The sequence below is a fragment of the Actinoplanes sp. NPDC051494 genome (assembly GCF_044454705.1).
GTDB lineage: Bacteria > Actinomycetota > Actinomycetes > Mycobacteriales > Micromonosporaceae > Actinoplanes.
Window position 1 is genome coordinate 84,583 of the sequence record NZ_JBITDZ010000004.1, and the last position, 11,669, is coordinate 96,251.

Consider the following 11,669-nt stretch of genomic DNA (forward strand, 5'->3'; position numbering starts at 1 on the left):
AGAGCCTCTTGGCGTGAACACGAGACCCGCGTGGGAGGCCTCAGTACGCTCGTGCAGGCGCGGCTGCCTCTGCAGCCTACAACGCGATCTCGGCCTACGATGGGCACGGGAGGACCACATGACCGGAACTGAACGCCGAGCAGTACCCGACCGGGCCCGCAAACGGGCTACCCGGGCGCTGGCAGCCAAGCTCGGCGTGCCCTATTCCGTCGCTTCCCGCCTGCTCACGGCGCCGACGACGGCCCGCTCGGCGCATCTGCCGCCGGCCTTCCCGATCGGCACCGGCGACCACCGCGCGTGGATGTTCGCTGAGCGCGAACGCCGCCCGTTCCACACCCGGGTCGGTGACACCCGGATGGCCGCCGACCTACCGCTGGGCCGCGCCACCCACCTGACCGCCCGCTTCCCTCCCCTGCGCCTCCCGCCCGGCGCGATGTACGACGGGGAGCACCGCCGTACGGTCCTGGCGATGTTGTATGCCGTGGTAACCCACGAGTCGCCGGCGCTGCTGCCCGCCGCGGAGGAGCTCGCCTGGGCCGCCGAGCTCGGCGAGGAGGCCGCGGTCGACATCGCCTGCGCCGCCGCCGACCGGGCCGCCCGCTTCCTATTCGACGAGGACCGCTGGCAGTTCTGGACCCGGGTGGAGGCGGCGCTCGCCGCCGGTGAGGCCGGACCGGACCGCCACGCCCGGGACGCGGCGATCGCCCTCGGCGGCGAGTTGCGCTCGGTGAGCCTGCGTGACTCGCTCGACGGTGCCCGGCACATCCTCGACGCCCTGCTCGTCGAGACCCACGGCTGCCTACCTCCGGGGGCCCGGGTCCGCTTCGAGGGCGCCGACGCCACCGTGACCGGCGCGGTCTGGACCTCGGACGGACCACCCACGGGGTACGAGGTCCGCCTCGACACCGACCCGGCCACCCATGTCGTCGCGGTGGACGATCTGACCGCGGAGCCCACCGCCGAACCGGCCGGCGCCCCGCCCTCCTGACTCAGCCGCCGATCTGCACGGTGCTGACCGCGGCGATGGTGCCGTTGGGCAGTGGGATCGGGTCGGCGCAGGTCAGCTCCTTGTCCCCGGTCCGGGCCGCGGGCTTGCCGTTGATCAGGACCGTGGCGCTGCCGGCCGGCACCGTACCCCGGTTGGTCGGTGGGATCTGGAACGGACCGCCCGGTGGGATGTGCGGTGGCACGTTCGTGGTGCCGCTGCCGAGCGTGGCGGCCGGCTTGCCCTGGATCAGCACGTCGGGGCTGCACCCGGTGGGGTGCGTCGCGGCGAACGGGATCGGGGTCGGCGTGGGCGGCGACGACGACCTGCCAGGATCAGGGTGGCGCCGGCCGCGGCGGACGAGATCCCGGCGGTGGCGACGGCTGCCGCGGGGGTGCCGGTGATGGGCAGCGGAGCACCGGCTGGCACGGTCAACGGGATGAGCGCGTCCTGGGTGTCGTGATAGTTGCCGTTGACCGAGGTGGTGAGCGGCACCGTGGGCCGGATCAGCAGGCGGCCGTCACGGCCGAGGCCGACGTGCCGGTGGGTGCCGTTGCCCGGGCTCACGTTCACCACGATGTCGTACGGCCGGACCCGCGCCGCACCCCGGCCGGCGGCGACGCGGAACGGGTTGTGCCGGCCCCACGCGTCCGCCTGCCGGCCCGGCATGAGCCGCACCGGCAGGTAGCAGAGCAGACTGCCGCGCTCCCCCACGCACCTGCTGCCGCGGGGCCGGACGAGGCGGAGCGCGTCCACCTCGACGCGGACGTAGACCCCTTCCGCCGGGGCCTGCCCCTCGGCGCGGAACGTGATCGGCAGGTCGACGGTCCGGCCGGGCTCGACGGTGAGTGTCCTCGGCGACCTCGGGCGCACGACGGCATCGGGTCCTGCGATCGGGAACGAGCCGGTGGTGCCGGAGGCCACGACGGTGCCGGTCGCCGGGGTCGCGGTGCCGGCCGTCGCGGTGACGGTGCCCCGGGCCGCTTCGTCGTACCAGGCCGGGCCGGGCCTCGGGTGGACCTCCCAGGTGACCGTCAGCGTCACCGAGGACCGGGCGGGCAGGTCACCGAGCGCGCGGACGGCGCCGGCCCGGACCTGCTCACAGGTGACGTCGGCACCGGCCAGTGTGCCGGAGATGCCACGTTCGAGCTGCATGGCGAGCCGCACCGTGACGTGGCGTGCGGTGGCACCGCCGGCGTTGACGACACGCAGCTCGCCGGTGCCGCCCCGGGTGGGCGCATAGCCCAGGTAGGTGACCACGGACGAGACGGCGAGCCGCGGAGCCGCCGGCGCCACGGCCGGGGTCAGCCCGATCGCGGTACCAAGAAGACCAACGGCACATTTAGCCAATAACATGACAAAATGGTATGTCGCCACCCCGGGCCGTGACGGCTAGCCTGGGCCGCATGGTCACTTTCCGGGAAGCCGTGGAAGCACGTGACATCGACGCCATCGCCGCGACACTGGCCGGCACCGTGGTGTTCCGGAGCCCGGTGGCGTTCCGGCCGTACGAGGGCCGGGCGATCACCACCGCGATCCTGAGCGGCGTGCTGCGCGTGTTCGAGGACTTCCGCTACGTGCGGGAGCTGAGCGGTGACAACGGCCGGGAGCACGCGCTCGTGTTCGAGACCCGGGTCGGCGACGTCCGGGTCGACGGCTGCGACTTCCTGCACCTCGACGAGAACGGCCTGATCGACGAGCTGACCGTCATGGTCCGCCCGTTGTCCGCCGCGCAGGCCCTGGCCGAGGCGATGGCCGCCCAGTTCGAGCGGATCAAGCGGGAGGCCTCCGCCGCTTAGCGGGCGGCCTTGCCCGGGAAACGCTTGCCGACGGCCCGCCGGTGGGCGGGCCGGGGGGCGGCGGGCGTGGTCCGGGTGGCCGCCGTCGAAGGCTGGTAGCCGCGGGCCTCCTGCGCGACCGCCGGGTCCGCGTCGTTCTCGAGCTGCTTGCGGATGTGCTCCGGCGTGATCGACGACGACGCCAGCGAACGCCGGACCTCCGCCGAGCGGTCGGTGACCAGGGCTTTCAGGTCGTCCTCGGCGAGTTCGAGCGCCCGGACCAGCACCGCGCGCACGTCCGGCGACGAGTCCCGGGCCAGCGCGTGGCGCTGCTCCGGCGACGTACGCGTGTTGATGGCCAGGCCCTTGCGGACGCGGACGGTGCGGTCCTTCAGCATCGTCGCGATGACCTCGGGGTCGTTGGTGTGGCTGGCCAGGCGCTCGCGGACCTCGGGCGACACGTCGTTGATGAGCACCGCGGCGAGGTCCGGCTCGAGGGCCTGGGACTCCGCGAGCAGGCCGCGCAGTTCCTTGTCGTGGGCCTTGGCCATGACCTCGCGGACCGCGACGTCACAGGCCGGGTTCGCGGCGACCGCCCAGCGCACCCGCCGGTCGGCGTCGGCGACGAGGCGCAGCAGGTTGCCCTGCGAGGCGGAGGGGTTACGGGCGACGGCCTCGCGCACGTCCCGGTCGTAGTCGCGGGCGAGCGGCCGCAGCGCCTCCGCCGGGGCGTCCGGGCGGGCCGCCACCACGGCCCGGACCTGCGACGACGGGTCGGAAGCCAGCTTGTAGAGGACCTCGGGTGCGGTCTCGCTGTCCTGCGCGAGGGCGACCCGCACATCGATGTCGCCGGTTACCTGCTGGTTTTCCATGCCGCAGATCCTCTCATGACGGCTACCCGGCGCTGACCAGCGGTTCGCGCAGCAGCCCGAGACCGGACAGGCTGGTCGCCGTGTCGGCGATGGTGTCGGCCACCGGCCGGGGCTGCCAGCCGAGCACCCGGCCGGCCTTCTCGCTGGTGCCCTTCCGCACGACATCGAGGCTGGACGCCGACTGGGCGATCCGCCCGCTGAACCGGGCCGCGACCCGCACCAGCCAGTCCGGCACGGTCCGGGTGGGTACCCGCCGGGCCTGCTCACCGAGGCGTTCGCGCAGCACGCCGGCGATCTGCGGCAGCGTCATCTCCCCGGCGACGGCGAGGAAGCGCTCCCCGGCCGCGGCCGGATCGGTCATGGCCCGCACGTGCAGGTCGGCCACGTCCCGTACGTCGACGACGTTGAACCGCAACCGCGGCAGCACGGGGAGCTTGCCGTCGAGCAGGTCCCTGATCAGATCGATGTAGAGCGAATAGTCCGGCCCGAGGGCCGGGCCGAACACCGCGACCGGATTGACCGTGGCCAGCTCCATGCCGTTGCCCTCGGCATTGACAAAATCCCAGGCGGCACGCTCCGCGAGGACCTTCGATCGCACGTACGGGATGAGCGGCGTCCCGTCCAGATCGGTCCAGTCCTGTTCGGTGAACACCCGCTCGCCGTCCCGGTGGCCGTAGCCGACGGCGGCGAACGACGAGGTGAGCACCGTGCGCCGGACCCCCGCGTCGCGAGCGGCCCGCAGCACCCGCAGCGTGCCGTCGCGGGCCGGCACGATGATCTCGTCCTCGTCCTTCGGGATGGCCGCGGGGAACGGCGACGCCACGTGCAGCACGTGGTCACATCCCGCCGCCGCGGCCGCCCACCCGTCGTCGGAGGTCAGGTCGGCGACCGCGAACGACAGCGACTCCCCCGGCGTGACACCGCCCGCCTCGATCATCGAGCGCACCCCGGCCTCGCGCTGCGGCGAGCGCACGGTGGCGCGGACCCGGTATCCCTTCTCGAGCAGCCGCAGCACGCAGTGCGCCGCGATGAACCCGGATCCGCCGGTCACCAGGACAAGGTCATCATTCACATCGACAATCTTAGTTGCTCCACACCTCCGCTATTGCCCCGACGGTGTCGGTCCGATGGTCGTCGCCCCGGAAGCACTGGGCGGCGCACCCGGCGCTGGCCGCGACGCTCGCGTTGCCGGAGATCGTCCAGGGATTCGACAGCGGGGTGCTGGTGATGCCGTTGTGCTGGTAATCGGCGAGGCCGGCCCACGACCCCTCCCCCGCCGCAACCCGGAAGACGTCATCGAGCATCTCCGTTAAGGTAGATGCCATCTACGTAGATGGCATCTACCTGATCGGGGGACCTATGTTCGTTGGACGGCGCACCGAGTTGTCCCTCCTGACGAAACGAATCAATCACGTCACACGGACCGCGACCGGCCTCGCCGTTGCGATCCGCGGCCGACGTCAGGTCGGCAAATCACGCCTCGTCCAGGAACTCTGCAATCGCTCCGGCCTGCCCTACCTGTATTTCACCGCCGTCAAGGGTGCGTCAGTCACTGAATCAACTGGTCAATTCCTCTCCGCCCTGACCGAATCGGACCTGCCGAACGACCCAGGCCTGCTGCCCACGACGCCACCCACGGGCGGCTGGGGAGACATGCTGCGCGTGCTCGCGGGCACGCTGCCGGACCGGCCGTGCATCGTCGTGCTGGACGAGCTGCCGTGGCTGAGTGAGCAGGACGACGCCTTCGACGGACAACTGCAGGTGGTCTGGGACCGATTGCTCTCCCACCGGCCGATCCTGCTCCTGCTCCTTGGCAGTGACCTGCACATGATGCAGCGCTTCACCGCGTACGACCGGCCCTTCTACGGCCGCGCCGACAGCCTGGTCCTCGGTCCGCTGAACCTCGCCGAGACAGCCACCGCGACCGGGCTGACCGGCTCCGACGCCATCGACGCGCATCTGATCACCGGTGGCCTGCCCGGCGTTCTCCTGCGCTGGCCCACCGGGGCCAGCGCCGACGACTACCTACGCGACGAGTGCGCCGACCCGGCGGCGGCGCTGTTCACCGTGCCGGAGCAGTCCCTGGCCTCGGAGTTTCCCAACCCGGACGTCGCCCGGCGCGTCCTCGAAGCTGTCGGCGGCGACGCGCGCACCTTCGCGAACATCGCCGGTACCGCCGGCGGCCGCGAGGGACCGGTCACCTCGGGCACCCTGTCCCCGCTGCTGCGGCAGCTCACCGACGACAAGCAGGTCCTGGCGACCGACCAGCCACTCGCGACGACCAGCGGCAGACCGGGGTTGTACCGGGTCGCCGACACCAACCTGCGCCTCTACCTCGCCATCCTGCGCGACGTGCACAACCTGACCAGGAGGGGGCGGCCCGACGCGGGTTATGCCCTGTTCCAGAACCGGTGGACCAGCTGGCGTGGCCGGGCCGTCGAACCGCTGGTCCGCATGTCGCTGGAGCAAGCCGCGATCGGCGGAGCGCTGCCCTGGCCCGAGGCTCACACCGTCGGTGGCTGGTGGAACCGGCAGTTCGATCCGGAGATCGACCTCGTCGGCGCCGACCGGGGACCCGTCGCGTCGCGGATCCACTTCTGCGGGTCCCTGAAGTGGCTGGGAACCCCGTTCGACAACCACGATCTGCACCAGCTCCGGGAAGGTGCCCAGCAGATCCCCGGCTTCGACCCCGCGCACACCGGGCTGATCGCCGTCACCCGCTCCGGCACGGATCTACCGGCCGATGCGGTGGACGTGGTCTGGGGTCCCGACGACATCGTGGCGGCATGGCAATCATCTTCTTAAATGTCTGGAATTGCTCCAGGCGGCCGGGCTCGGGGCCCTGGTAGCGCCCGCCCTGGGAACAATCCCGGCGTAAGCAACGCCCGGGGGCGCGGTGCGTCCGTTCGCGCTCGGGCAGGTGCGGCTGACCGCCGGGCGCCGGCGGGACAATCAGAACCGGACGCCGAGCTGCCCGGCGGCGAACGGCTACCTCTCCGGTTTTCCGGAGGCCGACTTCGACGCTCTCGATGCGCGCACCCTGAGCAACGGCAACGTTCCCTACTACTGCGTCCACAAGACGATGGCCGGGTTGCTCGACGTGTCGCGGCTCATCGCGTCCACGGCGGCGCGCGACGTCCTGCTCAAGCTCGCCGGGTAGGTCGACACCCGCATCGCGCGGCTGGGCACCGCGCAGATGCAGGCGATGCTGGCCACCGAATTCGGTGGCATGAACGAGGTGCTGGCCGACCTGCACCTGCGGACCGGTGACGCCCGGTGGCTCACCGTCGCTCAGCGCTTCGACCACGCCGCCGTCTTCACAGTCATCGGTGCGGCCCGTTCCGCCCCCACACCCGTTTTTTCCGCCACGACCGCGCCCGATGCCGGGAGCAGAACCGATCCGGTGGCGGCCATGGCCACCCTCCCGGTGGCGGTCAGCCGCCGGTGATGGACCAGTGCCAGGGCTCGGAGGGCAGGTTCACGAAGCCGTACTCGTCGGCGTGCGCGGCCAGCCACGTGAAGCCGGCGCTGCCCGCGGTGAGGCTCCGGCCGCCGGACGTGACGTCGATGGCCATGCCGATCTCGTGCAGGGACTTGCCGGGGATCGCCGTCGGCACCCGGCAGGACGACGCCGGGGCGGTCCAGATGTCCGGGCAACCGTTGATCTTGCGGAGCTCGATCTGACGCTCCCTCGTGCGGAAACCGCCACCGGACAGCGGCACCCCGTCGGCCTTGGCGGCGTCGAGCATCCGCTGGAACGCGAACGCGATGCTGCGGTGCACGGTGATGCCGTACACGGTGGTGGCGTCGGCGACGGTGAACGTGGGCCGGACCCCGGTGACCACGTCCCGGCTGATCGCGGCGGCCTGAGCGGCGAGTTCGGCCGAGTCGTCCAGGGCGATGAGCTTCTGCTGGTTCGTCCGGACCGCGGTGGCGGCGGTCTGCCACACGGTGATCATGTTGTCCAGGTCGGTGGTCGCGGTGAGCGCGGTGGCCTGCGTGGTCCTCAGGGTCGCGGCGGCCGTACGCGCCTCGGCCCGGCGGGTGGTCACCGTCGCGGCCGCGTCGGTGACGGCCTTCTTCGCCACGGCCACCGCGGCGCCGCTGCGCGGGCGCTGCTGCGAGACCACGGTCAGGTTGTTCCGGGCGCTGGTCAGGGCCTCCACGGCCAGTGCGGACCGGGTACGCGCGGTGGCGTCGGCGGCCACCGCCGAGGTCAGCTCGGTCTGCGCGACCTCGTGCGCGACCCGCCCGGCGGTGACCTGCCCGGCCCGGGTGGCGAGGGTGGCCCGCTGCGCGGCGAGCGTCCTGCGCAGCGCGAGGTACTCCGGGCTCGGGGTGAGGCTGCGGTGCATCAGCGTGGCCCAGCGCTGGGCGACCGCCGGGACGGCCGCCGACGCGGGGGCGGGGGTGCCGGTGAACGGCAGGATCGCGGTGATTCCCGCGACGATGGCGGCGGTGAGAGTGGATCGTGTCGTCATCTGGCAAGCGCTCCTCGGCCACAGAACGGTCAGGAAGGTTGTCCGGACGACTCTGCCGACCCCGCGGTGCAGCCCCGGCCCCATGCCGTAGCGGCCCGGTTGCAGCGGTTACCGAAAAGTTCCTGAGTGTCGAAAAAGTGCCTTCTTCCCAGCTCAACCACGATCTCTTACGGTTACCCAGTTACCGAAAGTGATCGAATGAGGAGGCACCAACCATGGCCGTCACCCTCATCGACCCGAGCGGACTCCCGCAGGTCGGCGTCTACCGGCAGGTGTCGGTGGCCACCGGCTCGAAGCTGATCCACGTCGCCGGGCAGGTCGCCTGGGACGCGGACGGCACCACGGTCGGCGTGGGCGACCTCGCCGCCCAGGTCGAGCGGTGTTACCTCAACGTGGCCACCGCGCTCGCCGCCGCCGGCGCCGGCTTCGAGGACGTGGTGAAGCTGACCGTGCACGTCGTCGACTGGCGGCCCGAGCGGATGCCGGAGCTCCTGGACGGGATCGGCCGGGCCGCGGCCACGCTGGGCAGCACCCCGCTGGCCCCGGCCTCGCTGTTCGGCATCGTGGCGCTCGACGTGCCCGAGCACCTGGTCGAGGTCGAGGCCACCGCCGTCCTGGACTAGTCGCCGAACGTGCGGCGGGACTGCTCGATGTGACCCAGGTAGCGCTGGGTCCAGCCGCACATGCCGTCGACCACCCCGCGCAGGCCCTGGCCGGCCTCGGTGAGGGTGTACTCGACGCGGGGCGGGATGCTGGGGTGCACGGTGCGTTCGACCAGGCCGTTGCGCTCCAGCATCCGCAGGTTCTGGGTCAGCATCTTGTGGCTGATGCCGCCGACCTCACGGCGCAGCTCGGTGAAGCGCATGGTGCGCTGCCCGAGGAACTCGATGATCAGGAACGCCCACTTGTTCGCCACGTCCGAGAAGATCTCCCGGGCCAGCGAGTCGGCCCGCGCCAGGTCGGCCTCCGGCGGCAACAGGCTGATCTCGTGTCTGGTTCCCATGGAACTGGAGGATAGCCGCATCTCCCCGGCGCGAATGCGGTGTGATCAGTGCATGACGGGACGCGGACTGTACGCGGCGGCGGTCGTCACGGCCGTCGTCGTCTACGTACCGATGCCGCGCTCGCCTGGTGGGAGATCGCCTTCCAGGTCCCGATCGGCTGGTCGTGCGCCGTGGCCATGCTGATCGGCATCCGGCGGCTGCCCTGGACCGACCGCGTGCCGTGGTGGTTCCTGGTCGCCGGGGTGCTCTGCACGGCGACCGCTCCCCTGCCCGCCGAACGACGACATCGCCCGGCTGGTGCTGACCATCCAGACCGACACCGGCGACGCGGTCACCGCGATCGCCGAGATCGGGCACGTCGTCAACCGGATCAGCGACTACCAGACACTGATCGCGGCCGCAGTCGAGGAACAGACCGCGACCACCGGCGAGATGGGCCGCAACGTGGCCGAGGCGGCGCAGCGCAGCGACAACATCGCGATGACCATCTCCGGTGTCTCCGACGCCGTCAGCGAGACCACGACGGTGGTGCGGGAGGCACAGCGGTCCGCCGAGGACCTGGCCCGGACCAGCGGCGAGCTGCAGACCCTGGTCGCCGGCTTCACGGTCTGACCGGCGCCAGCTCGGCCTGGTTTCGGGAGATCATGAGTCGGTGACGGGGAGCCACACGCGCATGGTCGACGGACCACGCCGTCCCCAGCGGTGGTAGGGCTTCAACGGGATGTCCACGTCCGGGCCGGGCGCACCGGCCGCCGCGCCGTAGGGCCAGCCCGCGTCCGGCGGGCCGACCGGCCGGCCGGTGACGACGACCGTGCCGTCGTCGTCCTTCAGCGCGGTGCCGCCCGGCAGGAACAGCGCGTCGAGCGAGACCCCGGCGGGCAGGTCGACCGACTCGGCGCAGAGCACGACCGGGCCGCGCTCGACGGCCACGCACCCGCGGACCGCGTCGATCCGGGGGTCCGGCACGGTGAGCCGGGGCTGGACCGGCAGCTCCAGCACGACCACGTCGCCCACCGCGAACACGCGGTGCAGTCGCGCCCAGCCGGGGGTCACCGGCCGGCCGTCGAGCGTCGCCCCGGCGGCCCAGGGCGGGACACGCAGGCTCAGCGGCCACGCGGTGTCCGGGCTCTCGGTGACCCGTACCGCGATCCGGCCGTCCCGCGGGTACACCGTCTCGACCTCGAGGCCGATCCGGCGCCCGTCCGGCAGCGTGGTGCCCAGCCCGGCGGCGGTGTACTGGTGCAGCTGCAGACCGTCGTCGTCGCTGGTGGCCACGTACGCGGCGAGGCTCGCGAACGTCCGGGCCAGGTTCGTCGGGCAGCACGACACCGCGAACCACGGCGCCCGCAGGCTCGACGCGGCGCGTGGCACCAGGACGTCCGGCTCCGGTTCGCTGCCGGGGACCCGCTGGTGCAGCGTGTTGGTGTAGAAGAAGCCCTTGCCGTCGTCGGCGGGGGCCGTGGCGATCACGTTGAACAGCGTGCGCTCGATGAGGTCGGCGTACTCCGCGTCGCCGTGCGCCAGCAGCAGCCGCCAGCTCAGCATCACCGACCCGATCGCCGCACAGGTCTCCGAGTACGCGCGGTCCGGCGGCAGCGCGAAATCCTCCCCGAACGCCTCGTCCTGGTGCCGCGAGCCCATCCCCCCGGTCAGGTACGTACGCCGGGCCACCGTGGCCCGCCACTGCCCGGTGACCGCGGCGAGCAGCTCCGTGTCACCGGTCTCCACGGCCAGGTCCACCGCCCCGGACGCGAGGTACGTGGCCCGGACGGCGTGCCCGCGCAGCACGTCCGCGTCGCGTACCGGGATGTCGTCCTGGAAGTAGGAGCGGCCGAACTCGATGTCGGCGAGCACCTGGTGACCCCGCCGCTGCACGAACAGCTTCGCCTGGTCGAGGTAGCGCCGTTCGCCGGTCACCCGGAACAGCTCCACGAGCGCGGGCTCGATCTCCGGGTGCCCGCACACCGACGCGATCCCGTCCGGTCCGAACACCGCGCAGACGTGGTCCGCGGCCCGCACCGCGACCCGGACCAGCTCGTCGTCGCCGCAGGTGCGGGCCCGCGCCACCCCGGCCTGCACGAGGTGGCCGAACGAGTACAGCTCGTGCCCCCACTCCAGGTCGCTGTAGCGCGGGGCCTGGCCGGGCCGGCCGAAGTTCGTGTTCAGGTAACCGTCGGCCTCCTGCGCGGCGGCCACCCGGCTCACCAGCGCGCGGTACCGCCGGTCCAGCACGGGATCCCGGGTCCGGCCGAACTCCCAGGCCATCGCCTCGAGCAGCTTGTAGACCTCGGTGTCGGCGAACTCCCGGCCCCGGCGGTCACCGGGCAGCCGGCCGGCCACCGCGGCGTCGAAGTTGCCGAGCCAGCCGGACTTCTCCAGCCAGTGTTCGATGTGCGCCAGCGAGGCGGACCGGTTGGTCTCCTGCCGCTGCTGCCAGAAGCCGGGGCGCAGCGTCACCTCGCGCAGGCCGAGCGGGCGCAGCCGGCCCGAGCCGGGGGCGGCGGGGGTGCCGCCGCGCTCAATCCAGTCATTGATGCTCACGTGTGTTC

The 11,669-nt window shown here is 72.2% G+C and carries 13 protein-coding genes and 1 pseudogene; 6 read left to right on the forward strand and 8 right to left on the reverse strand.

Annotated elements, in window-relative coordinates; translation table 11 throughout:
• Positions 1 to 118: 118 nt before the first annotated feature.
• Positions 119 to 988: a hypothetical protein gene (locus ACIA6A_RS17125; RefSeq protein WP_396098628.1), complete on the forward strand. Its 870-nt coding sequence runs from the start codon at positions 119 to 121 to the stop codon at positions 986 to 988.
• 1 nt (position 989) lies between these two features.
• On the opposite strand, the gene ACIA6A_RS17130 is transcribed toward ACIA6A_RS17125, so the two are convergent.
• Entirely contained in the window at positions 990 to 1,241 is a 252-nt protein-coding gene (locus ACIA6A_RS17130; RefSeq protein WP_396098629.1) for a PAAR domain-containing protein, read from the reverse strand.
• Positions 1,235 to 2,341, reverse strand: coding sequence for a hypothetical protein (locus tag ACIA6A_RS17135; RefSeq protein ID WP_396098630.1), 1,107 nt, complete (start codon positions 2,339 to 2,341; stop codon positions 1,235 to 1,237). Before ACIA6A_RS17135 ends, ACIA6A_RS17130 begins: the two co-directional genes overlap by 7 nt.
• Positions 2,342 to 2,391: 50 nt before the next feature.
• Here ACIA6A_RS17135 and ACIA6A_RS17140 point away from each other — a divergent pair, with 50 nt between their 5' ends.
• Positions 2,392 to 2,784 carry a nuclear transport factor 2 family protein gene (locus tag ACIA6A_RS17140; RefSeq protein WP_396098631.1) on the forward strand — a complete coding sequence of 131 codons (393 nt, stop codon included), beginning with the start codon at positions 2,392 to 2,394 and terminating at the stop codon, positions 2,782 to 2,784.
• On the opposite strand, the gene ACIA6A_RS17145 is transcribed toward ACIA6A_RS17140, so the two are convergent.
• Genes ACIA6A_RS17145 through ACIA6A_RS17155 form a run of 3 tightly spaced genes read right to left on the reverse strand, consistent with a single transcriptional unit; the run spans position 2,781 to position 4,939 of the window.
• On the reverse strand, positions 2,781 to 3,635 hold the full coding sequence (locus tag ACIA6A_RS17145; RefSeq protein ID WP_396098632.1) for a hypothetical protein: 855 nt from the start codon (positions 3,633 to 3,635) through the stop codon (positions 2,781 to 2,783). The genes ACIA6A_RS17140 and ACIA6A_RS17145 overlap by 4 nt on opposite strands.
• Before the next feature lie 22 nt (positions 3,636 to 3,657).
• Complete coding sequence (locus tag ACIA6A_RS17150) at positions 3,658 to 4,707, reverse strand: SDR family oxidoreductase (RefSeq protein ID WP_396098633.1); 1,050 nt, start codon at positions 4,705 to 4,707, stop codon at positions 3,658 to 3,660.
• A gap of 10 nt (positions 4,708 to 4,717) precedes the next feature.
• Positions 4,718 to 4,939 (reverse strand): hypothetical protein, encoded by a 222-nt coding sequence (locus ACIA6A_RS17155; RefSeq protein ID WP_396098634.1) that lies wholly within the window; start codon positions 4,937 to 4,939, stop codon positions 4,718 to 4,720.
• A 55-nt stretch (positions 4,940 to 4,994) separates the two neighbouring features.
• On the opposite strand from ACIA6A_RS17155, the gene ACIA6A_RS17160 reads away from it, so the two are divergent.
• Both ACIA6A_RS17160 and ACIA6A_RS17165 read left to right on the forward strand, forming a co-directional pair.
• Complete coding sequence (locus ACIA6A_RS17160; protein ID WP_396098635.1) at positions 4,995 to 6,440, forward strand: ATP-binding protein; 1,446 nt, start codon at positions 4,995 to 4,997, stop codon at positions 6,438 to 6,440.
• A 115-nt stretch (positions 6,441 to 6,555) separates the two neighbouring features.
• Positions 6,556 to 7,083 (forward strand): annotated as a pseudogene (locus ACIA6A_RS17165) (beta-L-arabinofuranosidase domain-containing protein).
• Here the strand turns inward: ACIA6A_RS17165 and ACIA6A_RS17170 are convergent.
• A complete protein-coding gene (locus ACIA6A_RS17170; RefSeq protein ID WP_396098636.1) occupies positions 7,070 to 8,116 on the reverse strand; it encodes a M15 family metallopeptidase in 1,047 nt (348 codons plus the stop codon). The pseudogene ACIA6A_RS17165 and the gene ACIA6A_RS17170 sit on opposite strands and share 14 nt — an antisense overlap.
• 215 nt (positions 8,117 to 8,331) lie before the next feature.
• Here ACIA6A_RS17170 and ACIA6A_RS17175 point away from each other — a divergent pair, with 215 nt between their 5' ends.
• Positions 8,332 to 8,739 (forward strand): RidA family protein, encoded by a 408-nt coding sequence (locus ACIA6A_RS17175; RefSeq protein WP_396098637.1) that lies wholly within the window; start codon positions 8,332 to 8,334, stop codon positions 8,737 to 8,739.
• Here ACIA6A_RS17175 and ACIA6A_RS17180 read toward each other — a convergent pair.
• The gene (locus tag ACIA6A_RS17180) at positions 8,736 to 9,119 is read right to left on the reverse strand and encodes a winged helix-turn-helix transcriptional regulator (protein ID WP_396098638.1); all 384 of its coding nucleotides are present in this window, start codon (positions 9,117 to 9,119) and stop codon (positions 8,736 to 8,738) included. The two genes, ACIA6A_RS17175 and ACIA6A_RS17180, sit on opposite strands and share 4 nt — an antisense overlap.
• A gap of 298 nt (positions 9,120 to 9,417) precedes the next feature.
• Here ACIA6A_RS17180 and ACIA6A_RS17185 point away from each other — a divergent pair, with 298 nt between their 5' ends.
• Positions 9,418 to 9,732: a hypothetical protein gene (locus ACIA6A_RS17185; protein ID WP_396098639.1), complete on the forward strand. Its 315-nt coding sequence runs from the start codon at positions 9,418 to 9,420 to the stop codon at positions 9,730 to 9,732.
• A gap of 30 nt (positions 9,733 to 9,762) precedes the next feature.
• Here the strand turns inward: ACIA6A_RS17185 and ACIA6A_RS17190 are convergent, their stop codons facing one another.
• Positions 9,763 to 11,661, reverse strand: a complete 1,899-nt coding sequence (locus ACIA6A_RS17190) for a glycoside hydrolase family 127 protein (protein ID WP_396098640.1) — start codon at positions 11,659 to 11,661, stop codon at positions 9,763 to 9,765.
• Positions 11,662 to 11,669: the final 8 nt, after the last annotated feature.

Coding starts and splice junctions, on each gene's coding strand:
- ACIA6A_RS17160 (WP_396098635.1), top strand. CDS start 4,995: ATGTTCGTTGGACGGCGCACCGAGTTGTCCCTCCTGACGAAACGAATC.
- ACIA6A_RS17175 (WP_396098637.1), top strand. CDS start 8,332: ATGGCCGTCACCCTCATCGACCCGAGCGGACTCCCGCAGGTCGGCGTC.
- ACIA6A_RS17170 (WP_396098636.1), bottom strand. CDS start 8,116: ATGACGACACGATCCACTCTCACCGCCGCCATCGTCGCGGGAATCACC.
- ACIA6A_RS17180 (WP_396098638.1), bottom strand. CDS start 9,119: ATGGGAACCAGACACGAGATCAGCCTGTTGCCGCCGGAGGCCGACCTG.
- ACIA6A_RS17135 (WP_396098630.1), bottom strand. CDS start 2,341: ATGTTATTGGCTAAATGTGCCGTTGGTCTTCTTGGTACCGCGATCGGG.
- ACIA6A_RS17140 (WP_396098631.1), top strand. CDS start 2,392: ATGGTCACTTTCCGGGAAGCCGTGGAAGCACGTGACATCGACGCCATC.
- ACIA6A_RS17145 (WP_396098632.1), bottom strand. CDS start 3,635: ATGGAAAACCAGCAGGTAACCGGCGACATCGATGTGCGGGTCGCCCTC.
- ACIA6A_RS17155 (WP_396098634.1), bottom strand. CDS start 4,939: ATGCTCGATGACGTCTTCCGGGTTGCGGCGGGGGAGGGGTCGTGGGCC.
- ACIA6A_RS17125 (WP_396098628.1), top strand. CDS start 119: ATGACCGGAACTGAACGCCGAGCAGTACCCGACCGGGCCCGCAAACGG.